We start from the raw sequence: 23,541 nt of genomic DNA, 5'->3' as shown, positions 1-23,541 counted from the left end.
CCCGCAGGGCAGATGAGGGGGGCTTCTACCAGGCCCCGACCAAGCGGGCATCTCCCCGCCTTCCGCCCGGCAACGCCGCTACAGATCCAGATCAGCCAGCAGCGCGTCGGCGCCGTTGGCCAGCAGCGCCTGGGCGACCTGGTGGCCCAGGTTTTCCGGGGTGAGGTCGGCCGAGGCCGCTTCGGCGCGGACCAGCGTGCCAAGTTCGGCCGAACCGACCAATCCACTCAGGGACATGCCCTGGGCGTCTTCCCGGGCGAACGCGCCGACCGGCACATGGCAGCTGCCGTGCAGGGCGCGGTTCATGGCGCGCTCGGCCTCCACGCAGCGCCGGGTCGGCAGGTGGTCCAGCACGGCGAACAGGGCCAGCACCTGCGGCGCATCGCTGCGGCACTCCACCGCGATGGCGCCCTGCGCCGGCGCCGGCAGCCAGTCGGGCGCGGCCAGGCGGGCGGTGATGCGCTCCTGCAGGCCCAACCGCTGCAGCCCGGCGCAGGCCAGGATGATGGCGTCATAGCTGCCGGCGTCCAGCCTGGCCAGGCGGGTGTTGACGTTGCCGCGCAGGTCCGCCAGCTGCAGGTCCGGGCGCAGCGCGCGCAGCTGCGACTGCCGACGCAGCGAGGAGGTGCCCACGCGCGCGCCATGCGGCAGCGCCTGCAGCCGCGGATAGGCGTTGCAGACGAAGGCATCGGCCGGATCGGCACGCGCCAGGATCGCCGGCAGCACGAACGGTCCATCCAGCTCCATGGGCACGTCCTTGAGCGAATGCACCGCGCAATCGGCGCGATCGTCCAGCATCGCCAGTTCCAGCTCCTTCAGGAACAGGCCCTTGCCGCCGATCGCGGCCAGCGAGCGGTCCAGCACCTCGTCGCCGCGGGTGCTCAGCGGCACCAGCTCCACCACAAGGCCCGGATGCGCCTGGCGCAACAGGTCGGCGACGTGTTCGCTCTGCCACAGGGCAAGCGCGCTCTTTCGGGTGGCGATGCGCAGCGATCTCATCGGCGCATTATCGTCGCAACCCGCGGCAGCGCGCCGCTGCACACCCGTGGAAGCCGCCATGGCGGCCAAGGGCTTGGCCCGGAAAGCCTCTTCGCCGCCGTGGCGGCTCCCACGCGAGGTGCCCGGCGGCCTGCGACGCCACGGCGCTGTGCTGCACGTCGCGCGTTACAGCGCCTTGACCGTCTCGCGCAAGGCCGGCACGCAGCGCCGGCTGACCTCCAGCGGCGCGGCAGCATGGCGCAGCACGGCCTGCACCCGACCGTCCTCGACCCGGCGCAGTTCCATCAGCTCGTGGCGGGCAACCAGGCAGTTGCGATGGATGCGCACGAAGCGGCTGGCGAACTCCTCCTCCAGCGACCTGAGCGATTCCTCGATCAGATCCTGGCCACGGGCATGGTGGACCACCACGTACTTTTCCTCGGCCTGCAGGTAATGCACATCGTCCAGCGGGATCAGCCGCAGGCTGCCGCGCAGGCGCGCGCACAGGTGGGTGCGCGGCTGGCTGCTGGAGGGCGGCGCCGGTGCGGTGGCACGCCCGGCGACGAAGGTGCGCGCGCGCTCCAGTGCCGCAGCCAGGCGTTCGGCGCGCACCGGCTTCATCAGATAGTCGATCGCCGCCGCCTCGAACGCCGACAGCGCATGGGTATCGTAGGCGGTGCAGAACACCACCGCCGGGCGCGGCTCGAATGCGGCCAGGTGGCGGGCGGCCTCCAGCCCATCCACCCCGGGCATGGAGATGTCCAGCAGGACCAGGTCCGGGCGATGCTCGGCGCAGGCCTGCAGCGCAGCCAGGCCATCGCCCGCTTCGGCAACGACCTGCACGCCGGGCTGGTCGGCCAGCAGGCTGCGCAGGCGTTCGCGGGCGAGCGGTTCGTCGTCTACAACCACCACGGTCAGGGGCATGCGCACCTCAGGCCAGGGGAATGGCGAGTCCGCAGGCATAGTAGCCCTGCTCCCAGAAGCCCGTCACCCGCGCGCCGGCGCCAAAGCGATAGGCCAGCCGATGGGCGATGCTGCGCTGGGCGTGCCCGGCGCCGCGCTCCAGCAACGGCGCCGGCGCGCTGCCCGGCTCCGGCGCCGGGTTGCGTACCACGATATGCAGCAGCCGGCCCTCGACCCGCAGGCCGATGTCGATGGTGCCGCCTTCGGCCAGGCGCGAGATGCCGTGCAGCACGGCATTTTCCACCATCGGTTGCAGCACCAGGCGCGGCAGCACCAGGTCCCAGGGCAACGGTTCGTCGCGCTGCCAGCGGACCTGCAGGCGCGCACCCAGGCGCAGCGATTCGATGGCCAGATAACGCTCGGCCAGCTCCACTTCCTGGGCCAGGGTCGAGTTGTCCTCGCCGGCACCCAGCGCGGCACGGAACAGGTCCGACAGATCCAGCACCGCGCGTTCGGCCACCTGCGGGGCGCTGTGCAACAGGCTGGCGATGAGGTTCATGCTGTTGAACAGGAAGTGCGGCCGGATGCGTGCCTGCAGCGCATCGGCCTCGGCGCGCGCACTGGCCGAGACCTGCGAGGCCCAGCGATCGCTGACGTAGAAGTAGCGCAGCGCCAGCGCGCTGATCAGCATCACCACCGCGGCGCTGCCCAGGGTAAAGCGCCAGAAGCCGAGGCGGCCGGCGCCGATCTGCAGCCCGGTGGCGGTGTACAGCGTATACAGCGCGCTGGCCGAGAACATCGCCACCGCACCGGCGACGGCGACCGCGCACAGCGCGCCCAGGCGCTGCGGCAGGCGCGACAGAAACGGGCGCAGCAGGCATAGCAGCGCGGTCACCGCGATCGCCTGCCACAGCGCAAACGCACTGGCCGACAGGAAATGCTCCGCGCTCCAACGCGGCGCCCCATCAGGCGCCAGCGCCAACACCAGGATCACCAGTTCGGCCAGCCCCAGCATCACCAGCAGTCGCGGCAGCGTGCACAGCTGCGGCAGCCAGGCCTGGGCGGCGGGCGACGCCTGGCGCATGGGTTCAGCCGAAACGCTGCGACATCCAGTCGCCCAGGTCACGGATTTCTTCGGCGCACACCGAATGGGCCATCGGGTAGGTATGCCACTCCACGCTGAACCCGTTGTCGGCCAGCGCCTGCGCGCTGCGCTGGCCGTAACTGGTCAGCACCACCGGATCGGACGTGCCATGGCCCATGAACACCGGCTGTGCCCTGGCCGCTGCACTGGCGAAGCTGGCCAGGCTGTCGGCGCCCGGCAGGTAGGTGGACAGCGCGACCAGCCCGGCCAGTGGCACCTGGCGGCGCACGCCGGCGGCCAGGGTGATCGCCCCGCCCTGCGAGAACCCGGCCAGCAGCATGTTGGACGGCGCGATGCCGCGCTCGCCCTCGCGCGCCAGCAGCGCCTCGACCTGGGCGATCGACTGGTCCACGCCGGCCGCATCGGCGCGGTTGGCGAAATCCGTCCCGGCGATGTCGTACCAGGCGCGCATGCGCATGCCGTTGTTGATGGTGACCGGGCGCACCGGCGCGTGCGGGAACACGAAACGCAGCGCCGGCCAGCCCGGGCGCACCAGCTCGGGCACGATCGGGGCAAAGTCATGGCCATCGGCGCCCAGGCCGTGCAGCCACAGCACGCTCCAGGTCGGGGCGTTGCCGGTTTCCAGTTCGACGGCATCGAGCAGATCGGTCATGGGGTCTTCCGCAAAAATAACGTGGGAACAAGCGCCTGGGTGGCAACGATGCGACGGAGGTTCAGTCCATTTCCACCATTTCGAAATCGTCCTTGGTCACACCGCAGTCCGGACAGGTCCAGGTCTGGGGAATATCCTCCCAGCGCGTGCCCGGCGCGATGCCTTCCTCGGGCAGGCCCTCGGCTTCGCGGTAGATGAAGCCGCAGACCACGCACATCCAGTTGCGGTAGGTGGTGGGATCGGTGTCGCGCATCGGATAATCGCAGGCCCTGGGTGCCGCATTGTCACACAGCCGCACCCGCGCACCGGAGTCGCCATGTCCACCATCACGCCGCCGCGCGGCCTGTACCTGATCACCCCCGACATCGCCGATGACGCGCAGTTGCTGGCCCGCACCCGGCCGCTGCTGGACAGCGGCGCAGTCACCTGGCTGCAGTACCGCAACAAGTCGGCCGACGATGCGCAGCGCCGCCGCCAGGCCGAACAGCTGCTGGCGCTGTGCCAGTCCGTGGGCGTGCCGCTGATCATCAACGATGACCTGGCCCTGGCCCTGGCGATCGGTGCGGCCGGCCTGCATCGCGAAGACGACATCAGCACGCTCGCTCAGCTGCGCACCGCCCTGGGTCCGCACGCGCTGCTGGGCGCCTCGTGCTACGACCAGCCGGCGCTGGCCGATGCCGCCGTGCGCGAAGGCGCCAGCTACGTCAGCTTCGGCGCGTTCTTCGCCAGTCGCAGCAAGCCGACCACCCATCGCGCCACGCCGGCGGTGTTCCAGGCCACCGCCTCGCTGGGCGTGCCGCGGGTGGCGATCGGCGGACTGACGCCGGACAACGCCGGCCCGGTGGTCGCCGCCGGCGCCGACCTGGTGGCGGTGATCGGCGGGGTGTTCGACGCGCCGGACCCGATCGCCGCGGCGCGCGCGTTGCAGGCGCTGTTTGCCTGAATCGCCCGGCGCGTGGTGCCTATTCCAGCGCGGCCTTGACTGCCGCAGGGTCGGCCAGCGCCTGCACCTGCTCGATCAGGCGCAGGGTGTTGCCGCCCAGCACCGCGGTGATCTGCTGCTCGTTGTAGCCGGCGTCCAGCAGCGCCTGCACCACCTTGGGCAAGGCGGTGATGTCTTCGTAGCCGACTACGCCGCCACCGCCATCCCAGTCCGCGCCCAGGCCGACGTGCTGCCAGCCGGCGACCTCGAGGATGTGCAGCAGGTGCCTGAGATAATCGTCGAAGGTGGCTTTCCTGATCTTGTACTTGGTGTTCAGCGCCTCGACCTGGGCCATGGCCTGCCTGCGTTCCTGCGCGCTCATTTCGCCGCGCCCGCCAAAGGACCGGTAGAGCTTGCCCAGTTCGGCCCGGTATTCCGGCGTGCCGCCGGTGTCCACCAGATAATTGCCCAGCGAATTGACCTGGATCACCCCGCCATGCGCGGCCAGTACCTTGAGCCGCTTGTCGTCCAGGTTGCGCGGATGCGCATAGACGTCATAGGCGCCGCTGTGCGAGAGGATGATCGGCGCCTTGGACAGGGCGATCATCTGGTCGAACACCTCGGGCGAGGCATGCGAGTGGTCGACGATGATGCCCAGCCTGTTGGCCTCGATGATCAGTTGCCGGCCCTTTTCGGTCAGCCCGCCGTGCTCGCCGACCGTGCCTTCGGCAATACCCGACGAATCGGCGAAATCGTTGTGGCTGCCATGCACCAGCGAGAGCATGCGCAGCCCGGCCTTGTAGTAGTAACTGAGCAGGCTGGGATCGTGCGAGAGCGGATAGGCGTTCTCCATGCTGATGTAGACCGACTTCCTGCCCTCGGCCTTGATCCGCGCGGCATCGCCGGCGACGGTGGCCAGCGCAAACTTGTCCGGGTTGGCCGCGACCATCTCGCGGATCTGGCCCAGGCGCTTGAGGCCGAAGTCGCGCGCCTTCAGCTTGCCCATCGCGTCCAGCGGCCCCTGGCCGGTGTAGACCACCCAGAACCCGCCATCAAGCCCGCCTTCGACCATGCGCGGGTAGTCGATCTGGCTGCCGTCGGCGGCGTAGCTGTGACGGTCGGTGATCTTCCAGCCCAGCTGGCCGAACAGGGCCGGCGTGTCCAGGTGGGTGTCCAGGTTGATCGCCCGCGCCTGCAGGGCCCGGGCCTTGTCGGTGACCACCACCTCCCTGGCGTGCGCATCGACGGCGACGGCGGCGATCAGCAGCAACGCGGCCATCAGTGTCTTGGTGTTCATTTCCTTCTCCTGATCGAACAAAAGGCGTCGCCGCGAGACGACGCCTGCAATGGACGCCAATGTTGCCATGCCACCTGCCCTGCCGCACCGCCAGGGCAGCACTGGTCCTTGACTTACCAGTCGTAGGAAACCGACAGGCGACCATAGCGCGGGGTCTGATAGACCACGGCCTGGCCGTAGAGCGGGTTCTGCGACCCGTCCGGCAGCTGCGAGAACGGATAGGCCGTGGTCGGCTTCTGGGCGTCCAGGACGTTGAACACGTTGAAGCTCACTGCCAGCTTTCCATCGGCGAACAGCGGCTTCCAGATTAGACCCAGATCGAGCTGGTTGATCCACGGCATGCGGCCGTGGGAGCCTGGAGGGGAGGGGTCGCCGGTACCGGTTTGCGGGTTGTAGCAGTAGTGGTACGGGCCGCCTGTCACCGCACTGCCGCCGTAACCAGCCGGATCGGTGCCGCTGTAGGCCGTTCCGTAATAGTTGCCCAGGCAGTTCTTGGGCGAGCCGGAAGTCATGCTGAGGTTGGCCGACACACCAAACTCATCGTCCACTTGGTAGTAGCCATAGAACTTGATCTGGTGGCGGTGATCATTGGACTGGTCGCCGTTGGTGTTTTCCATCAGCGCAGCATGGTCCCAACTCTGCGTGGTGGAGACTGCGGCCTGGCCCTGATAACTGCCCAGGGCACCGCCGCTGCGGAACAGGTCCGAACGCAACTGACCTTCGGTGGTGCCGTAGCTGTGTGACCAGACGTAGTTGAACTTGGCATACCACTTGCCGTCGAAGGGGCGCTCGAAGTTGAACTCCAGCGCGCCATAGTCACGCTTGAGTTCGGGGAAACCTGCCGCCTCGCGGGTCACGGCGACCTGACGCAGGTTGCCGGCGGTGTCGTAGACATTCCAGACGTTGGTCTTGCCTGGGTTGATCAACTCGGCGCCCGCAGTGCGGGTCCAGTCGATGTCCACGCCCTGGGCGGCGGCGGAATTGGCCAGGCCGACGTTGCTGGTGTCGAAGTTCTGGTCGTCGATGGCATCGTTGAGGCGGCGATAGGTCGCCCGCACGCCGTACACCCAGCCGCTGTCCAGTTGCTGGGTGAAGCCGAGAATCACTTCATCCTGGTTCTCGCCCTTGATGTCATCGACCACCGCGGCGCTGGGGTCCGAGGCACGGCCGAAGCGCGAGTTGGCCGACACCGCCGGACCCAGCGATTGCGAAATGACCGGCGTGCCGTCGGCATTGATGCCGCTGTAGGTGAAGTATTCGCTCTTGGACACCGAGGAGGTGAACAGGCCCACGGCCGACAGCGGCAGGCCGAGATAATAGCGGCCCACATTGCCGAAGACCTTCAGGGTCGAGTCTCCGTGCACGTCCCAGCTGAAGCCGACACGTGGCGACCAGGCATCGACGTCGATGTATGGCTCATGGCTGATCGGGACGTAGTTGGTGAACTCGTCCTTGCGCAGGCCCAGGCTCAGCAGCAGGTTGGGAGTGACCTGCCACTTGTCTTCCAGGTAGTAGGCCTTCTGGTCGGCGTCATAGGAGTTCAGGCCGATGCTGGTGTTCTTGGTCACGTAGTAGCCCGAGCTCCCGTAGATCGGATCGACCAGGGCCGGACTGGGCGCGCCGACGCCACCGGCCTCGTTGGCCGACTGGCTGATCAGGCCGCCGGTGTTCAGACCGTACGGATCGTCGGTCCTGTCGTAGCTCCACGCGTACCCCGGGCCCGAGGCCTGCGAGCCGATGTTGGTGGCCTCGAGCTTCTGGTTGTCGATACCGGCGGTGATCGCGTGGTCGCCGATACGCCACTCCAGGCTCAGGCGCAGGTTGCGTTTTTCGTACTCGCGGTCCGAGGCGGTGATCGACGCCTGCCTCTGCGCGCCGGCAATCGGCGTGCCGCCGTTGTAGGCCGGGTTCTGCAGCGCGATGTTGTTGATCATCGGCCCGTTGGCCGGATCGTAGTTGTAGTAGCTGATCTCGTCCGGCGTCTTCATTTCGCCGTACAACGCGTTGACGGTGACGTTGTCGCCGAAATAGCCGGTGTACTTGGCCGAGTACAGGGTCGGACCGGCCTCGTTGATGTTCTCGTTGGTGTAATAGGCCCCCTTCTCGCGATTGACGTAGTCGTAGCGGTAGATGATGCCGCCGGTCTCGTACTCGTCGCTGGCGCCGGTGAACTCGAGCAGGTGGTCGTCGGTGATATACCAGTCCAGCTTGCCGTACCAGCGGTTCTGCTCGTAGTCGTACTCGGTCAGGCCGCCGGAATTGCCATTGTCCGCGTCGCGGTTGCTGGCAATGCGGGTGCCGTGCGAGTTCACCCGCTCGCCGGCCAGGAAGAAGAACAGCCTGTCCTTGAGGATCGGGCCGCCCACATAGGCGCTGTAGGTCTCCGAGGTGGCCTTGGTCTCGCTCAGTGGCTGGTAGAGGCCATTTGCCGCGCGTGCGTAGTTGTAGGCGGTGTTGCTGGTCGTGGAGGTCTGGCTGTCCGGACGCCAGTAGATGTCCTTCTGGTCGGCCTTGAGCGCGTTGGGCTCGAACACCACCGCGGCACCGAACTTCCAGTCATTGGTGCCGCGCTTGCCCACCTGGTTGATCACCCCGCCATTGGAGCGGCCGTATTGCGCGCCGTAGCCGCCGGTGAAGATTTCCTGCTGGTCGATGGCACCGTACGGCAGGGTCAGGCCGCCGAGGTTGTTCTGCGTGTTGGTGGTGTTGAAGCCGTTGAGGTAATAGGCGTTTTCCGAGGCGGCCGAACCACCGAAGCTGGGCAGCGAGCCGCCCAGCGGGCCGTTGTCGAAACCTCCGCTGTTGACCACCACGCCCGGTGCCAGCAGTGCGATGGCCTCGGCGCTGCGGCCGAGCGGCAGCTGCTGCAGCTGTTCGGAGGTGATGACGGTGCGGGTGTCGACGCTGCTGACGTCGATCGGCGAGATCATCCGTGTGCCCTTGACCGCCACCGCGCCCAGGGTGGTGGCGCCATCGGCCGACAGCCCCACCTCGGTGCCGGCACCGACCAGGATCGATACCCCATCGCGGGTATCCACCACGGCGCCGTCATGCTTGAGGGTGACCGTGTAGGTGCCCAGCGGCAGGCTGCTGAGCGAATAACGACCGCCTTCGACCTTGACCTCGCGCGAGAAGCCGCTGCTGCTTTCGACCAGTACCGTGTCGGCATCGCCGGCGCCGCTGACGGTGCCGAAGATCCGGCCCGTGGTGGACTGGGCGTGGGCGGCGCTGATGGCCACCGTCAAGGCAAGCGCCAAGGCGCTCCTGCGGATCAGTCGATTCATGCTGTTTTTATTCCCCAAGTTAGGTCGGCATGCTGAGAGATGCGTCGTTTCACCCCTGAGAACGACGCTGGATGACACGGTGCAGAGCCTGTGCGCCGCTGGCCAATGGCCGTTATTGATGAGCTCATGCAGCGACATGCGCCATGGATGCTAGGGAACGGGCAGGATCGGCGACAGCCTTTCGACGGGTAGGTCCCGGCTGGATGGGTAGGTCGGGTCTGCGCCGGTGGCCCTGGCGGGCGGCAACCGCGACAATGGGCAGGTCTGGGGCGCCGAAAGACTGGTCGCCAGCCTTCAGGATCCAGATACGGTCGATGTGGCCGGTGGCCCTGTCATGCCGACCTCGCAACTGGCGTCCGACGCCTGGCCCGCCTCTTCCGGACCCGCCCCTCCGCTCAAGCACAGGATCCTTCGATGCAGCACGCCCGCTCCCACGACCTTTTCGCCCGCGCCCAGGCGCTGATCCCCGGCGGGGTCAACTCGCCGGTGCGCGCGTTCAAGTCGGTGGGCGGCGAGCCGTTCTTCGTCCAGCGCGCCGATGGGGCGTATCTGTTCGACGTGGACGGCAACCGCTACATCGACTACGTGGGCTCGTGGGGGCCGATGATCGTCGGCCACAACCATCCGCACGTGCGCGAAGCGGTGGCCAGGGCAATCGGCGACGGGCTGTCCTTCGGCGCGCCCTGCCCGGCCGAGGTCACCATGGCCGAAACCATCACCGGCCTGGTGCCGTCCTGCCAGATGGTGCGCATGGTCAACTCCGGCACCGAGGCCACCCTCTCGGCGATCCGCCTGGCGCGCGGGGCCACCGGGCGCCAGCGCATCGTCAAGTTCGAAGGCTGCTACCACGGCCACGGCGATTCGTTCCTGGTCAAGGCCGGCAGCGGCATGCTGACCCTGGGCGTGCCGACCTCGCCGGGCGTGCCCGCGGGCCTGAGCGCGCTGACCGCCACCCTGAGCTACAACGACTTCGACGGCGCCACGGCACTGTTCGATGAGATCGGTCGCGAGATCGCCGCGGTCATCATCGAGCCGGTGGTCGGCAACGCCAACTGCATCCCGCCGCGGGCAGGCTACCTGCAGCACCTGCGCGCGCTGTGCAGCCAGCATGGCGCCGTGCTGATCTTCGATGAGGTGATGACCGGCTTCCGGGTCGCGCTTGGGGGGGCGCAGGCGCACTACGGGATCACCCCGGACCTGACCACCTTCGGCAAGATCATCGGCGGCGGCATGCCGGTGGGTGCCTATGGCGGCCGCGCCGAGCTGATGCGCCAGATCGCCCCGGCCGGGCCGATCTACCAGGCCGGCACCCTGTCGGGCAATCCGGTGGCCATGGCCGCCGGCCTGGCAATGCTGGAGCTGGTCCAGGCGCCGGGCTTCCACGCGCGCCTCACCGCTGCCACGGCCAGCCTGTGCGCCGGGCTGGAAGCGGCTGCGGCCCAGGCCGGCGTGGCGCTCACCACCAACCAGGTGGGGGGGATGTTCGGCCTGTTCTTCACCGACCAGAAGGTGGAGACCTACGCCCAGGCCACCGCCTGCGACACGGCCGCGTTCAACCGGTTCTTCCACGCCATGCTCGAGCGCGGGGTGTTCCTGGCGCCGTCGGCCTACGAGGCCGGATTTACCTCCAGTTCACATGATGAAACGGTCATTGCGGCGACCTTGGAGGCAGCACGCGCGGCGTTCCTGGCCATCGCCTGACCCGGCGCGGCGCGACCGGTCACATGGCACGGGCTTGGCAAGTGACCGCTTGGTGACATAACGTAACGGTCAGGTACCTAGGGACAGGTATGGGCGGGGGCCCTGTCACAGCATCCGAGCGGCGCGGCGCCTGATGGCGCACTGGCTTGCGTGCTCGACGTCCTGGCTCGATCTTCTTCGAGAAGATCGGCCCGTCAGCGGAGACGCACGTGCCTGCTGCAAAACCCGTCGCACTGATCGGACCGCGTCCCCTCGCCCTGCGCGAAGGGGCCATCGCGGCGGACTGGATCCTGCCGGACAAGCTCGAGCCGCCGCGCCTGCACGTGGACGCGGTATCGCGCGCGCGCCTGCTCGAGACCCTCGATGCCGGCATCGCCCTGCCGCTGACCCTGCTGCTGGCGCCACCGGGCTTCGGCAAGACCACCCTGCTGGCGCAGTGGCACGCGCACCTGCTGGCGACCGGCCAGGCCCAGGTCGCCTGGCTGTCGCTGGACGAGGGCGATGCCGAACCGGCGCGCCTGCTCGCCTACCTGGCGCTGACGCTGGGACTGGGCGCCTTCGACAACAGCACCTTGCCGCTGGGCCTGGCCCACTGGCGCGAACTGGACACCGCCACCACCCGCACCGCACTGCTGCGCGCGGTCCGCTGCGCGCAGCAGCCGCTGGTGCTGATCCTGGACGACTACGACCGCGCCGCCTGCCCGGCCGCCGACGAAATCATCACCCTGCTGGTCGAACACGGCGGCCCGCTGCTGCACGTGCTGGTGGCCACCCGCCGCGCACCGGCACTGCCACTGGCGCGCCTGGACGTGCACGGTGCGCTGCAGCGCGTGGACGCCACGCAGCTGGCGCTGGACAGCGGCGAAACCCAGGCCGTGCTGGGCGCGACCTCTTCGCAGCACGACGCCCGCCGCCTGCGCGAAAAGACCGAAGGCTGGCCGGTGGCCGTGCGCCTGGCGGCGCTGTGGATCTCCGGCGATGGGCGCCGCAGCGAGGACGTGGCCCGGTTTTCCGGACGCACCGCCGGACTGGCCGCCTATCTGGCCGAACAGGTGGTCAGCGACCTGGCCCCGGCGCTGCGCGCGTTCCTGCTGGAGACCGCGGTACTGGAGCGCTTCAACGCGGCCCTGGCCGATGCGGTGCGCCAGCGCCGGGACAGCGGCCAGCTGCTGGCCGGCCTGGGCCACTTCCATGGCCTGCTGGTGCCGCTGGACGATGACCAGGAATGGTTTCGCTACCACCCGTTGTTCGCCGAGTTCCTGCATCAGCAGCTTGATCGCCAGTCGCCCGGCCTGGTCGGCGGCCTGCACCAGCGCGCGGCGCGCTGGTGCGCCGAGCACGGTCACCTGCCCGAAGCGGTGCGCCACGCACTGGCCGCGCACGATGTGCCGCTGGCGGCCGACTGCATCGGCCAGGCTGGCAGCTGGCAGATGCTGCTGCGGCACGGCACCGCCTCGGTGGCCGCGCTGCTGCGCCAGTTCGATCCGCGCCTGGTGCGTGACACGCCGGCGCTCAACCTGACCCAGGCCTACCTGCACATGCGCCTGGGCGAGTTCAGCCATGCCCAGACGCTGCTGGAGCGCTTCCGCGATTTCCCGGAAAGCCAGCGCGCGCCGCTGGAACGCGACTACGTGGTGGTGGTGGCGCTGCTGCGCGGCCTGCTGGACCAGATCTGCGGCAACGCGCGCGGCATCGCCCAGCTGTCGGCGCAGGCGCGGGCACTGGATGAGGACGACCACCTGGGCCGCGGCACGCTGCTGTGCATCTGCGCGACCACGGCGCTGGGCCGTGGCGACTTCCCCGCCGCCCAGGCGCTGGCGCAGGACGCTGCCGAGGTCATGACCCGCAGCCAGACCCCGGCCACTGTGGGTTATGCCCTGGTCCACCTGGGCCAGGGCCAGTTCTACCGCGGCGCCCTGGACCAGGCCGAAGCGAGCTACCGCCGCGCCCTGCAACTGGCCCATTGCGCAGATGCCGCCGATGCCACGCTGGTCGCTGCCTGCCGCTGCCTGCTGGCCCAGTTGCAGGCCGAGCACGGCCGCTACGACGAAGCTTCCGACCTGCTCGACGGTGCACTGGACACCCTGGAACGCGGCGACGGCTGGGTCGATGCCTACGTGGCCGGCTACGCCACCGCGCTGACCCTGGCCCGCCAGCGCGACCGCAGCGGGCGTTCGGCGCACGCGCTGCTGGCCCGCATCGATGCCCTGGCCGCGCGCCGGCACCTGGTCCGCCTGGCCGAGCTGGCCGCCGCCTGGCGCCTGGACCTGCTGCTGGACCTGCCCGGCAGCCACGCCACCGACGCGATGATCGCCCGCTGCGGCGGCGAAGCCGCATTCGACCACGCCCTGGCCAGTGGCCACGGCTGGCGCCAGGCCCATGCGCTGGGCTTTGTCCTGGCGCGCTGGCACGCCCAGGCCGGACGCGCGGGCCAGGCGCTGGCGATCCTGCGCAAGCAGCAGCAGGCCGCCGAAGCGGCCGGCGACCAGTACCACCTGGGCCGCGTGCAGCTGCGACTGGCCCTGACCCTGCAGCAGCGTGGGCAGATGGAATCGATGCTGCCGCCGCTGCGCGCGGCGCTGGACCACATCGCCGGGACCCGCGCCTGGCAGGTGGCGCTGGAAGTGGGCTTGCCGGTCAAGGCGCTGCTGCGCAGTGCGCGTCAGCTGGACCCGCAGGCCGCCGCCGGCACCACCCGGGCGCTGACCATCCAGACCCTGCTGGACAAGCTGTCCTGTGAACAGGCACTGGTCACCGAACTGTTCAGCGAACGCGAGCTGGAAGTGCTGGCCGAGCTGGCCCTGGGCCATTCCAACAAGCAGATCGCCCGGCGTCTGGCGGTGTCGGAAAATACGGTCAAGTTCCATCTCAAGAACCTCTACCGCAAGCTGGAAGCGAGCACCCGCGAGGCCGCGCTTGGCATTGCCCTGCAGCGCGGCCTGATCGCCGCGGCCAGGCCACCGGCATGACCCGCGGCCCGGCGCGCCCGCCGAGCCGGCCAGCCGCGTAGGGCGGGTCTCGACCCGCCACCGCCTTGCCGCGTAGAGCGGGTCTCGACCCGCCACCGCCGTGCCGCTCAGGCGTAGGCGGTCACACTGCCGTCGCGGCGTTCGTCCTGCAGCATCGCGGTCTTGACCGGCAGCGGGCCGCGCTGGCCGGCCATCACCTTGGCGAAAGCGTCCTTGAAACGTGCCATTTCCGGCGCGGTGCCAACGGTGATGCGCGACCAGGTCGGCCACACCGGCCAGGCGCGACCGACGAACACCCCGTAGGTCGCCATGGCCTGCATGAACTCCGGTGCCGGGCGCTTGACATCGACCATGAAGCAGTTGCTCTCCGAGGTCGTGCACGCATGGCCCTGCGCGGTCAGCCAGGCGGTGACCTCGTCGCGCAGCACGGCGTTGGTGCGCTGGCGGGTGGGCACCAGCTGCGGATCGCGCAGGCTGGCAAGGCCGGCGGCCATGGCTGTCACCGGCAGCGCATTGATGCCGAAATAGGTCATCTTCTTGAGCAGGTCCGGACGCGCGGCGGCATAGCCCAGGCGGATGCCGGCCATGCCGTAGAGCTTGGAGAAGGTGCGCAGGACCACCACGTCCTGGCCCGCCGCAACCAGGTCCACGCCGCTGACCGCGCTCGGCGAGAGGTGGATGTAGGCCTCGTCCAGCACCAGGATGCTGCCCTTGGGCTTGTGCGCCAGCGCGTACTCGATGTCCTTGCGGGTGGTGATCGAACCGGTCGGGTTGTTGGGATTGCACAGGTAGAGCATGCCGGCGCCGGCATCGGCTGCGCACATGGCCTGCACGTCATGGCTGTAGTCGGCGCGCAGCGGGATCTTGTGGACCGGCGCCTTGGTCGACTCGGCCACCCGCCAGCCGGCTTCGAACGTGGGGTCGGCGGTGACCAGCGAGGCACTGGGTGAGGTGAAGGCCATCACCGTGTACTGCAGCGGCGGGGTGGAACCGACGTAGGGCACGATGTGCTCGGGCTTGAGGCCCAGCTGGGTGGCCAGTTCCTGGACCAGTTCCTGCGCCAGCTCACCCAGGTAGCGCCCGCCCTGCGGGGCGATGCCGTTGATCGCCTTCAGCGCGGCCTCGCTGGGACCGAGCGGATTTTCGTTGGCGTTGATCATCACCGGCGCCAGGCCCAGTGCGGCGGCGGCGTCAGGGTCCACCGCAAGGCGCGCCGGGCCGGCACGCTGGGCCAGGGCTGCGCCGGGCAGGGCCAGCAGCGGGGCGCCGACGCTGGCGCCGGCGGCAAGGGCGGAATTGCGCAGGAACTGGCGACGGGAGAAGGGCATGTTCATCGGACGACTCCGGTACGGGAAAGGGATCGATCAGGGACGCACGGCGATCACTTCGATCTCGATGCGCATGCCCGGATTGCCCAGCGCGGCGATCTGGAAGGCCGAGCGCGCCGGCAGGTTCATCTGCTTGGCGTCCTTGCCGAAGAACTGGGTGTAGCCCTCCATGAAGCCCTTGAAATCCATCTTGCCGCTGGTCTCCGGGCCGCCGACCAGGAAGGCCTGCATCTTGACCACGTCCTTCATCCCCAGGCCCATGCCTTCCAGCTGCTTCTGGATCTGGGTGAGCACGCTGATGGTCTGGGTCTTCATGTCGCCAAAGGCTTCCACCGAATCCTTGGGCGCCGCAGGATTGGTCACTGCCGGCACCTTGCCGCTGAGGTAGATGGTGGCCTTGCCGGCCGGTACTTCCACCGCCGCGGCAATCGGAAAATCGCTGCCGGGAATCGGCACGCGCACCACATCGGCGGCCTGGGCAGCCAGCGGCAGCAGCAGGGCGGTCAGCAGTGGGAGACGCAGGGAACGGGACAGGGCCATGGGAACTCCGTAAAGAAAGGTAATGGAAGAAGGCACAGCTCAATCTGCGGATGCGGTGGCCAGCGAGGCGCGCAGGGCCTTGACGTCCTGCTCGGTCACCACATCGTCGTACCGGTTGCCGAAGTGGGTGCGGACATACGTGGTCACTTCGGCCACCTGACGATCGCTGAGCATGCCAGCAAAACCGGGCATCGCGCCGTTGCCCGACAGCACCATCATCTCCACGTAGGGCGCGGCGGCCAGCTTGGGGTTGGCGGCCAGCGCGGGATATTCGCCCGCACCGCGCGCACCCTGGCCGTCAGGCATGTGGCAACCGGCACAGATGGTGGCATAGACCTGGGCGCCGTCGGCCTGCGCGAAGTCGCGGGTGTTGGCCAGGCCGGTGGCATCGGAGCTCTGCGCGCGCACCGGCGCGGCCAGCCAGGCCGGCCCGGCCAGCAGCGCGCTCGCCAGCGCGACCACGATCAGGACACGGGCGTTCATGCGCGGCCTCCGGTGGCCATCACCTTGGCATGCAGGCGGCCGATGACATCGTGCGCGGACAGGACCGCGCCCTCCTGCCAGGCCGGGATGTAGGAAATGTGCTCGCCGGCCATGGCGATGCGGCCGTCGATCTGGCAGGCCGCCTGGTAGTGCTGGGCGCGCAGGTCCTCGGTCCAGGTGCCAAAGCAACCGTGATTGCCCGGCACCCGGTGCCAGGCCACCGAGATGCCGTTGTCGAATTCCTTCGGGTACTGCGGGTGGATCTGGCTGCCATAGGCCACCGTGCGGCGCACACGTTCGGCCGGGCTGTGCGAGGTGAAGTCGAATGCATCCAGGCCCCAGACATAGGCGCCCAGCAGCACGCCCTTGCCCGGCGCATGGAAGCCGGTGCTGGGATAGCTGATGTTGCTGATCGGCAGGTTGGTGTAGCTGATGCCGCCGTAGATGGCCTCATCCTCTTCCCAGAAGCGGCGCTTGAACTGCAGCCCCACTTTCACCGAGGAGGCATAGGGCAGCTTGGTGATCGCATCGGCCATGGCCGGGCCGACCTTGACCGGGATGCGGCTGAGCACCGAGAACGGGATCGTGCATACGCACCAGTCGGCGGTGGCCGTGTGGGTGCTGCCCGGCGCACCGGTGTCTTCGTAGGTCACGGTGACGCCGTGCTCGTCCTGGTCGATGCCGGTGACCCTGGCGTTGTACTGGATCACGCCCGGGCCCAGCGCGCGCGCGAACGCCTTGCCGAGCTGGTCCATGCCGCCCACCGGCTGGAACATGCTGGTCTGCATTTCGATGTTGGTGCCGGCCGCCAGCTGCTTCCACAGGCGCGAGCGCAGCACGTCCTCCAGCGACAGCGGCGTCGACAGCTCCGGCTTGCCACCGAGGCCGCCGCCGGGGTATTTGGCATAGCCGCGGCGCAGGTTGCTGTCATCGCCCGCCACGTAGGCCATGTTGCGGTCCAGCGCGCCCCAGCTGCGCAGCGATTCCAGCAGCAGCTCCTGGTCCTGCTTGGTCACCTGCTGGTCCAGCGCACCCTGCGCGGTGGCCTTGGCCAGCAGCTCGGACACCTGGCCCTTGTAGTCGGCATCGATCTCGCGGAAGCGCTGCGGCTTGCCGCCGAAGGCCTCGGTGTTGTGCAGGAAGGCGTTGTAGTTGACCTGCACGAACGATTCCAGCGGCACGTTGAACTGCTTGCAGTAGGCCAGCACCGCGCGGTGGTGGTGCGGGATCCGCCACGGGCCCGGATTGATGTAGAGCCCTTCGTCGAAGCCGCAGTGCTGGGTTTGGCCGCCCAGCTCGGTATAGGTATCACCGCCGCGCAGGGTCCAGTTGCGCCCGCCCGGACGTGCGTTGTATTCGAGGATCCTGACCTGGTAGCCGGCCTTGCGCAGCTCGAAGGCGGTGGTCATGCCGGCCAGGCCCGCGCCCAGCACCAGCACGCTGGCGCCCCTGGGACTGCCCTCCAGCCGCACGGGCCCCTTGTAGCCGGATTCGGCGGCAAACCCCAGGCTGGTCATGGCCTGGTACATCATCGTGCCACCTGCGGCCAGGCCGATGCGGCCCAACAGCTGGCGACGACTCATTCCACTTCGGACACGGTCTTGCATTGCGTTTGATTGCCTTGTGATGGATGCCGGTGCGGGGGCGGAAAAATGCGGCGGACGGCGCCCTGACCGTCCACCGCAACCGAAGCACCTTGAGCTTGAGGAAAGCGCGCCGGCGCGGCCCGCGAGCCGGCGCCGGATCGATCAGAAGCGGTAGGTCAGCTTGGCGTAGTAGCGGGCGCCGAAGTAGCCGACCGGGCTGCCGGTCAGATACTCGTTGTTGCCGTTCTGGTAGTTGGCCACGTCGTAATCCCACACCGGCGAGGGGATCTTGTCCGGGTATTCGTTGAAGATATTGTCGCCACCCACGGCCAGGGTCCAGGCGTCATTGGGCTTGAAGCTCAGGTCGAAGCCGGTCAACGCCATCGTGCCGATCTCCTGCTTGTAATAGGCGCCGCCGTCGAGGGTGACCGTGTCCAGCTGGTCGGCAAACTGCTCATAGCCGCTCAGGCTGGCCACGGTGTACTGCGGCCCGTAGATGGACTCGCGCAAGGTCAGGCTGAACTTGTCCCAGTTGACGGTGGCGGCCAGGTTGACGCGGTACTTGGGGCTGTTGTGCTCGATGTCGGAGACGTTGGCGGCGGTGAACAGCGGGATGGTCTCGAAGCCCGGCGCGCGGCCGGCGCGGGTGACCTCGGTCTCGTTGTAGTTGGCCGCCAGCAGCCAGTCGATCGAGCCCCAGGCGAACTCGCTCATGTAGTTTGTCACCAGGTCCACGCCGGTGCTCTTGGTGTCCAGCACGTTGCTGAAGAAGCTCATATTGATGTTGGCGCGCGCGGTCTGGTCGAAGCTGCCGCCCGGCGCGCTGGGATCCATCGGGTCGCTGATGAAGCCACCAGCCACCAGCGCGTCACCGAGGATCTGGTTGTAGCTGTCGTCCGGGACGCCGTCGCCATCGGTGTCGGCCGGATCGGGCAGGTCGGCGTTCCAGCTGCCGGTGGTGCGGCCAGTCAGCGTGTCGGCCGCCTGGGCGGTGGAGTAGGCGAAGGAGCCGATGTAGGTACGGTCCTCGATCTTGATCTGGTAGGCGTCCAGGGTCATGGTCAGGTTCTGGATCGGGTTGAACACCAGTCCCAGGGAGATGTTTTCGCTGGTTTCCGGCTTCAGGCCGTTGCCGACCGTGGCCCCGGCCAGGGTCGCGGTGGCGCCGACCGGACTGACCTGGATGGCCGAGTAATAGTTCTCGCCCATGTTCGGCGCGCGGAAGCCGGTGCTGTAGGTGCCGCGCACGGCGAAGGTGTCGGTGAAGTCGTAGCGGGTGGTGATCTTGCCGACCGACTTGCTGCCGAAGTCGCTGTAGTCCTCATAGCGGCCGGCCAGGTCCACCAGCCAGTTCTCGGTCGGATTCAGCACCACATCGGCGAACACCGCGTAGTTGTGACGCGAATAGTCACCGGTGCCCAGCGGGTTGTAGCCAGGGAAGGACGAGGCGCCGGCGCCGTAGTACGAGGCCGGCTCGCCCGGTTCGATGCCGTATTCATCACGCCGGTACTCCACGCCGGCGTTGAAGAACAGCGGTGTGGACAGGCCGACGTCGAAGTCCTTGCTCACGCTCAGGTCCGTGGTCCACTGCGTGCTGTAGAAGGTGCCGTCGTAGAAGTCCTCGGGCGATGCACCAAAGTCGTTCCACAGGCTGAAATTCATTGAGTTCAGCGTGTAGACGTCCATTTCGTTGCGGCCGTAGGACGTGGATGCATCCCACGCCCAGCCGGCGAGGTCGCCCTTCAGGCCCAGGGTCAGCTCGTAGTCCTCCTCCTCGGAGGCCTCGGAAGGATTGAAGCCATACGGATACTTGTGCTCGCCGGGGTCGCTGACGTCGCCGTCGCCGTTGAAGTCGTGGCCGCCATCCTGGGAAGGACGCCGGTAGTTTTCTTCCGACTGGGCTTTCTTCTTGCCATAGCTGCCGACGGCGTAGAAGTCGATGCCGTTCTCGAAGCTGTAGCCGGAATTGAACAACAGCGCCTGGCGATGCACCTGCGGTGGGTTCAGCCAGCCGTTGAGCGCCGGGAAGCGGCTGTTGAGGATGGCGCCCTGGTCGTTGGCGATGCGGCTGAGCAGGTCGCCGCGGCCGTTAGCCGTCGCATACGCCTGGCAGGCGGCAATGTCGAGCAGGCAGTTGGCGTAGCTGGGATTGGAGAAGCGGTAGACCGACTTGCGGTTCTCGACCTCCAGGCTGATGTTGACGAAGCCGGTTTCGTTGCCCAGGCCGAGGTTGGCGCCCCAGGAATCAGTGCCGCCGCCGCCATCGGAATAGCCCGCGTAGCCGGCGTTCAGTTCGCCGCCGGAGGCGTCCTTCTTCAGGATGATGTTGATCACCCCGGCGATGGCGTCCGAACCGTACAGCGCCGCGGCGCCATCGGTCAGCACTTCGACATGGTCGATGGCCGACTGCGGGATGTAGGACAGGTCGGTGGCCATTTCGCCGTTGCCGGCCACGCCGAAGTTGGAGGTGACGTGGCGGCGCTTGCCGTTGACCAGGATCAGGGTGTGGTTGGCGGTCAGGCCACGCAGGGCCGCGTTCAGGGTCTGGCTGGCCATGTCGCCGCCGACCTGGGACGCGTTGTAGGAGGGAACCTGGTTGGCGATCGCGTTCTGCAGGTCGGGCGCGGCGGATTTCCTGAGCAGTTCGGCGCTGACCAGCTGGATCGGCGCCGGGCTGTCGGACACGGCCATGTTGGCCTTGCGGGTGCCGGTGGAGATCACCGAGACCGCATCGAGGGTCTTGGCCTGGTCCTCGGCGGCCGGAGCGACGGCGACTGGCGTCTCTGCGGGCGGGATTTCGGCGGCGGGGGTCTCGCCAGCCTGGGCCAGTTGTGCGGCGGTGGCCAGCAGCAGGACCGAGGACAGGCTGCGCAGCCCGGCCGACGAAGGGCGCAGCGAGGTGGCGACGGCGAGAGCGAGTGGACGGCGGGTGGGACGACTGCGCATGAGCTGGACTCCTGGCAAGGCGAAGCAAACAAGCGGTGAGATGGAGGCGAGGTAGTGGCCCGGATCCCCTGAACCGGCGTCCTGGGTGGACATGGCCAACGGTTCACCCAAACCTAACCTTCGTCACGCCCCAGGCCGCCATGCACGGCGGGTAGGTCCCGCCTTGCTGGGTAGGCAGACCGTCCACGGCGGCCGCAGCGCCGCCCACCCGCAACCCAAGAACCGCCGCGAACCCACCAGCACGCGCGTGCCACAGGCGACCTACCGGCGGGGAATGGCTATCCTCGAGCGCTGGTCTTCCCCCACCCCCGAACTGCCATGACGTGCCCTTGCCCACGCGCCCGCCGCGCCCTGCCCGCATGACCCGGCTCGCGCGGCCGCGCCGGCGTCCACCTGCCTTGGTGCTGTTCGACCTGGACGACGTGCTGGCCTGCTACGACCGCCGCGTGCGCCTGGTCGAGCTGGCCCGGCGCAGCGGCACCAGCCCGGCGGCGGTGCAGGCCGCGCTTTTCGACTCGGGGCTGGAACACGAAGCGGACATCGGCCTGTGGCCCCCGCAGGACTACGCCGATGAACTCTCGCGCCGGCTGGGCGCGCGCCTGACCCTGCAGGACTGCATCGCTGCGCGCACGCTGGCCACGTCGGCCGAACCGGCCATGCTTGCGCTGGCCGGCGAAGCGGCCCGGCGCACCCAGGTGGCGATCTTCACCAACAACGGCCCGCTGCTGACCCTGCACCTGGAGCGCATCTGCCCGCCGCTGTTTCCGCTGTTTGCCGGGCGCGTGGTCGGCGCCGGCGATGTCGGCATCGCCAAGCCTTCAGCGCAGGCCTACCTGCGCTGCGTGGCGCTGCTGGACGTGGCGCCGGCCGACACGCTGTTCATCGACGACCGCGACGAGAACCTCAGCGGCGCGCGCGCCGCCGGACTGGATGCGATCGGCTTTTCCAACGCGGCCACCCTGGCCCGCGTGCTGCACTTCTACCACCTCACCGGAACCTGACCCCATGCGCCTTGAAACCCTCGCCATCCACGCCGGCGGCCAATACGACCCTGAAACCGGCGCGGTCACCCCGCCGATCCACCTGACCACCACCTTCCGCCACGGCCCGGCCGGCGAGCGCATCGCCGGCTACGAATACCAGCGCGAAGGCAACCCGACCAACGACCGCCTGCGGGCGGCGGTGGCCGCGCTGGAAGGCGCCGCCCAGGCGCTCACCTTCGCCTCGGGGATGGCCGCCATCAGCGCGCTGCTGGACACCCTGCGCCCCGGCGCGCGGCTGATCATCCCCGATGACTGCTACGCCGGGCTGCGCCTGCTGGCGGCCGAGTTCCTGCCCGAGCGCGGCGTGCAGGTGCTGCGCATGGACCTGACCGACCTGGCCGCGGTCGGCGCCGCCTGCGCCAACGGGGTCGACGTGATCTGGGCAGAGACTCCCTCCAACCCGATGCTGAAGATCTGCGACATCGCCGCGCTGGCCGAGTTGGCACACGCCCAGGGCGCGCTGCTGGTGGCCGACAACACCTTCGCCTCGCCGGTGCTGCAGCAGCCGCTGGCGCTGGGCGCGGACATCGTCATGCATTCGACCACCAAGTACTTCGGCGGCCACAGCGACGTGCTGGGCGGTGCGCTGGCGTTCGCGCGCGAGGATGCGCTGTACCGCGCGGTGGCTCATCGCCTGCACATCACCGGTGCGGTGATGGCTCCGTTCAATGCCTGGCTGACCCTGCGCGGCTGTCGCTCACTGCCGGCGCGCATGGCGTTGCATTGTTCCAATGCCAGGGCGCTGGCCCAGTTCCTCAGCGCGCAACCGCAGGTCCAGGCCGTGCACTACCCCGGCCTTGCTTCGCATCCGGCCCACGCGCTGGCCATGCGCCAGATGCGCGATGGTGGCGGCATGCTCAGCGTGCAGATCAATGGTGGCCGGCAGGCGGCGCTGGCGGTGGCCGGCGCGCTGCAGATCTTCACCAATGCCACCTCGCTGGGCGGCTGCGAATCGCTGGTCGAACATCGCGCCTCGGTCGAAGGGCCGGCGCCGGTGACGCCACAGAACCTGCTGCGCGTCTCGGTCGGGCTGGAGCACATCGACGACCTGATCGGCGACTTCGCCCAGGCGCTGGCCAGGGCCTGAGGCCCGTCATGTGGGAGCCGATTCATCGGCGATGACGCACACAGCAACGCCGCCGGCATCACCCCCCGGCGGCGTTGCTGTTTTGCAGATGGGGCCGATGCAATCACCGGCCCCATCGCGACATCACTTGGCCTTCGGCACGTCGGCTTCGGTGGTGATGGTCAGCTTCACCTCGTCGCTGACCATCGGCGCGTAGGCGCCCAGGCCGAAATCCGAACGCTTGACCATGGCGGTGGCGTCAAAACCGATCGAGGCGGTCTTCTTCACCGGGTGGTCGGCGGCCTTGTTCAAGGTCACATCCAGCACCACCGGCTTGGTGATGCCCTTGATGGTCAGATCGCCGGTGACCTTCAGCTTGTCCTTGCCGGCTGCTTCGACCTTGGTGCTCTTGAAGCTGGCAGTCGGAAACTTGGCCGAATCAAAGAAGTCGGCGCTGTTGAGATGGGTGTTGAACTTGTCGGTGAACGCTTCCAGGCCGCTCAGCGGCAGGGTGACGGCCACGCTGGAAGCAGCCACGTTGGCCGGGTCGTAGGTCAGGCTGCCATCGACATCACCAAAGTGCGCGCTGGGGTTGGAAAAACCGAAGTGGCTCCAGCTGGCGATCACGTCGGTGTGGGCAGGGTCGAGCGTGTAGGTGGTCGGGGCGGCCAAGGCCGGGGCGACCAGGGCGGACAGGGCGGCGGCGAGCAGGAACTTGCGCATGCGAAGATCTCCTAG

General features: G+C 68.4%; 18 protein-coding genes. 5 read left to right on the top strand and 13 right to left on the bottom strand.

Annotation, left to right across the window (positions count from 1 at the left end):
• Positions 1-78: 78 nt before the first annotated feature.
• The 5 genes from hemC to D9R12_RS10210 all read right to left on the bottom strand — a co-directional run bounded on the left by hemC (position 79) and on the right by D9R12_RS10210 (position 3,891).
• Positions 79-999 carry a hydroxymethylbilane synthase gene (gene hemC / locus D9R12_RS10230; RefSeq protein ID WP_122230238.1) on the bottom strand — a complete coding sequence of 307 codons (921 nt, stop codon included), beginning with the start codon at positions 997-999 and terminating at the stop codon, positions 79-81.
• Positions 1,000-1,164: 165 nt separating this feature from the next.
• Positions 1,165-1,902 (bottom strand): LytR/AlgR family response regulator transcription factor, encoded by a 738-nt coding sequence (locus tag D9R12_RS10225; protein WP_210538980.1) that lies wholly within the window; start codon positions 1,900-1,902, stop codon positions 1,165-1,167.
• A gap of 7 nt (positions 1,903-1,909) precedes the next feature.
• Positions 1,910-2,965 carry a sensor histidine kinase gene (locus D9R12_RS10220; protein ID WP_122230236.1) on the bottom strand — a complete coding sequence of 352 codons (1,056 nt, stop codon included), beginning with the start codon at positions 2,963-2,965 and terminating at the stop codon, positions 1,910-1,912.
• 4 nt (positions 2,966-2,969) lie between these two features.
• Positions 2,970-3,638: an alpha/beta hydrolase gene (locus D9R12_RS10215; protein WP_122230234.1), complete on the bottom strand. Its 669-nt coding sequence runs from the start codon at positions 3,636-3,638 to the stop codon at positions 2,970-2,972.
• A gap of 61 nt (positions 3,639-3,699) precedes the next feature.
• Positions 3,700-3,891: a rubredoxin gene (locus D9R12_RS10210; protein ID WP_122230232.1), complete on the bottom strand. Its 192-nt coding sequence runs from the start codon at positions 3,889-3,891 to the stop codon at positions 3,700-3,702.
• 63 nt (positions 3,892-3,954) lie between these two features.
• Here D9R12_RS10210 and thiE point away from each other — a divergent pair, with 63 nt between their 5' ends.
• A complete protein-coding gene (thiE, locus tag D9R12_RS10205; RefSeq protein WP_122230230.1) occupies positions 3,955-4,581 on the top strand; it encodes a thiamine phosphate synthase in 627 nt (208 codons plus the stop codon).
• Between the two features lie 19 nt (positions 4,582-4,600).
• Here thiE and D9R12_RS10200 read toward each other — a convergent pair whose 3' ends face one another.
• Both D9R12_RS10200 and D9R12_RS10195 read right to left on the bottom strand, forming a co-directional pair.
• Positions 4,601-5,857 carry a dipeptidase gene (locus D9R12_RS10200; RefSeq protein WP_122230368.1) on the bottom strand — a complete coding sequence of 419 codons (1,257 nt, stop codon included), beginning with the start codon at positions 5,855-5,857 and terminating at the stop codon, positions 4,601-4,603.
• Between the two features lie 113 nt (positions 5,858-5,970).
• Positions 5,971-9,141 (bottom strand): TonB-dependent receptor, encoded by a 3,171-nt coding sequence (locus tag D9R12_RS10195; protein WP_122230228.1) that lies wholly within the window; start codon positions 9,139-9,141, stop codon positions 5,971-5,973.
• A 414-nt stretch (positions 9,142-9,555) separates the two neighbouring features.
• Here D9R12_RS10195 and hemL point away from each other — a divergent pair, with 414 nt between their 5' ends.
• Entirely contained in the window at positions 9,556-10,842 is a 1,287-nt protein-coding gene (gene hemL / locus D9R12_RS10190; protein ID WP_122230226.1) for a glutamate-1-semialdehyde 2,1-aminomutase, read from the top strand.
• A gap of 209 nt (positions 10,843-11,051) precedes the next feature.
• Positions 11,052-13,811, top strand: a complete 2,760-nt coding sequence (locus D9R12_RS10185) for a winged helix-turn-helix domain-containing protein (protein WP_122230224.1) — start codon at positions 11,052-11,054, stop codon at positions 13,809-13,811.
• Between the two features lie 107 nt (positions 13,812-13,918).
• Here D9R12_RS10185 and D9R12_RS10180 read toward each other — a convergent pair whose 3' ends face one another.
• The 5 genes from D9R12_RS10180 to D9R12_RS10160 all read right to left on the bottom strand — a co-directional run bounded on the left by D9R12_RS10180 (position 13,919) and on the right by D9R12_RS10160 (position 20,694).
• On the bottom strand, positions 13,919-15,145 hold the full coding sequence (locus tag D9R12_RS10180) for a pyridoxal phosphate-dependent aminotransferase (RefSeq protein WP_122230222.1): 1,227 nt from the start codon (positions 15,143-15,145) through the stop codon (positions 13,919-13,921).
• A gap of 30 nt (positions 15,146-15,175) precedes the next feature.
• A complete protein-coding gene (locus D9R12_RS10175) occupies positions 15,176-15,679 on the bottom strand; it encodes a RidA family protein (protein ID WP_122230220.1) in 504 nt (167 codons plus the stop codon).
• A 39-nt stretch (positions 15,680-15,718) separates the two neighbouring features.
• Positions 15,719-16,162: a c-type cytochrome gene (locus D9R12_RS10170; protein ID WP_122230218.1), complete on the bottom strand. Its 444-nt coding sequence runs from the start codon at positions 16,160-16,162 to the stop codon at positions 15,719-15,721.
• A complete protein-coding gene (locus tag D9R12_RS10165) occupies positions 16,159-17,745 on the bottom strand; it encodes a flavin monoamine oxidase family protein (protein ID WP_122230216.1) in 1,587 nt (528 codons plus the stop codon). The genes D9R12_RS10170 and D9R12_RS10165 overlap by 4 nt, the downstream gene beginning before the upstream one ends.
• A 165-nt stretch (positions 17,746-17,910) precedes the next feature.
• Positions 17,911-20,694: a TonB-dependent receptor plug domain-containing protein gene (locus tag D9R12_RS10160; RefSeq protein ID WP_122230215.1), complete on the bottom strand. Its 2,784-nt coding sequence runs from the start codon at positions 20,692-20,694 to the stop codon at positions 17,911-17,913.
• A 359-nt stretch (positions 20,695-21,053) separates the two neighbouring features.
• Between D9R12_RS10160 and D9R12_RS10155 the strand changes: the two genes are divergently transcribed.
• Positions 21,054-21,695 (top strand): HAD-IA family hydrolase, encoded by a 642-nt coding sequence (locus D9R12_RS10155; RefSeq protein ID WP_122230213.1) that lies wholly within the window; start codon positions 21,054-21,056, stop codon positions 21,693-21,695.
• A 4-nt stretch (positions 21,696-21,699) separates the two neighbouring features.
• On the top strand, positions 21,700-22,824 hold the full coding sequence (locus D9R12_RS10150; RefSeq protein ID WP_122230211.1) for a trans-sulfuration enzyme family protein: 1,125 nt from the start codon (positions 21,700-21,702) through the stop codon (positions 22,822-22,824).
• Positions 22,825-22,947: 123 nt separating this feature from the next.
• On the opposite strand, the gene D9R12_RS10145 is transcribed toward D9R12_RS10150, so the two are convergent.
• The gene (locus D9R12_RS10145; protein ID WP_014159506.1) at positions 22,948-23,526 is read right to left on the bottom strand and encodes a YceI family protein; all 579 of its coding nucleotides are present in this window, start codon (positions 23,524-23,526) and stop codon (positions 22,948-22,950) included.
• Positions 23,527-23,541: the final 15 nt, after the last annotated feature.

It is taken from the genome of Pseudoxanthomonas spadix (assembly GCF_003703395.1).
In the GTDB taxonomy this organism is placed as follows: domain Bacteria; phylum Pseudomonadota; class Gammaproteobacteria; order Xanthomonadales; family Xanthomonadaceae; genus Pseudoxanthomonas_A; species Pseudoxanthomonas_A spadix.
This window is presented reverse-complemented; position numbering and strand designations above follow the sequence as displayed.

What these genes read in the sequence shown, in the direction of transcription:
- hemC (WP_122230238.1), bottom strand. Translation starts at nt 999, where the DNA reads ATGAGATCGCTGCGCATCGCCACCCGAAAGAGCGCGCTTGCCCTGTGG.
- D9R12_RS10225 (WP_210538980.1), bottom strand. Translation starts at nt 1,902, where the DNA reads ATGCCCCTGACCGTGGTGGTTGTAGACGACGAACCGCTCGCCCGCGAA.
- D9R12_RS10220 (WP_122230236.1), bottom strand. Translation starts at nt 2,965, where the DNA reads ATGCGCCAGGCGTCGCCCGCCGCCCAGGCCTGGCTGCCGCAGCTGTGC.
- D9R12_RS10215 (WP_122230234.1), bottom strand. Translation starts at nt 3,638, where the DNA reads ATGACCGATCTGCTCGATGCCGTCGAACTGGAAACCGGCAACGCCCCG.
- D9R12_RS10210 (WP_122230232.1), bottom strand. Translation starts at nt 3,891, where the DNA reads ATGCGCGACACCGATCCCACCACCTACCGCAACTGGATGTGCGTGGTC.
- thiE (WP_122230230.1), top strand. Translation starts at nt 3,955, where the DNA reads ATGTCCACCATCACGCCGCCGCGCGGCCTGTACCTGATCACCCCCGAC.
- D9R12_RS10200 (WP_122230368.1), bottom strand. Translation starts at nt 5,857, where the DNA reads ATGAACACCAAGACACTGATGGCCGCGTTGCTGCTGATCGCCGCCGTC.
- D9R12_RS10195 (WP_122230228.1), bottom strand. Translation starts at nt 9,141, where the DNA reads ATGAATCGACTGATCCGCAGGAGCGCCTTGGCGCTTGCCTTGACGGTG.
- hemL (WP_122230226.1), top strand. Translation starts at nt 9,556, where the DNA reads ATGCAGCACGCCCGCTCCCACGACCTTTTCGCCCGCGCCCAGGCGCTG.
- D9R12_RS10180 (WP_122230222.1), bottom strand. Translation starts at nt 15,145, where the DNA reads ATGAACATGCCCTTCTCCCGTCGCCAGTTCCTGCGCAATTCCGCCCTT.
- D9R12_RS10175 (WP_122230220.1), bottom strand. Translation starts at nt 15,679, where the DNA reads ATGGCCCTGTCCCGTTCCCTGCGTCTCCCACTGCTGACCGCCCTGCTG.
- D9R12_RS10170 (WP_122230218.1), bottom strand. Translation starts at nt 16,162, where the DNA reads ATGAACGCCCGTGTCCTGATCGTGGTCGCGCTGGCGAGCGCGCTGCTG.
- D9R12_RS10165 (WP_122230216.1), bottom strand. Translation starts at nt 17,745, where the DNA reads ATGAGTCGTCGCCAGCTGTTGGGCCGCATCGGCCTGGCCGCAGGTGGC.
- D9R12_RS10160 (WP_122230215.1), bottom strand. Translation starts at nt 20,694, where the DNA reads ATGCGCAGTCGTCCCACCCGCCGTCCACTCGCTCTCGCCGTCGCCACC.
- D9R12_RS10155 (WP_122230213.1), top strand. Translation starts at nt 21,054, where the DNA reads ATGACCCGGCTCGCGCGGCCGCGCCGGCGTCCACCTGCCTTGGTGCTG.
- D9R12_RS10150 (WP_122230211.1), top strand. Translation starts at nt 21,700, where the DNA reads ATGCGCCTTGAAACCCTCGCCATCCACGCCGGCGGCCAATACGACCCT.
- D9R12_RS10145 (WP_014159506.1), bottom strand. Translation starts at nt 23,526, where the DNA reads ATGCGCAAGTTCCTGCTCGCCGCCGCCCTGTCCGCCCTGGTCGCCCCG.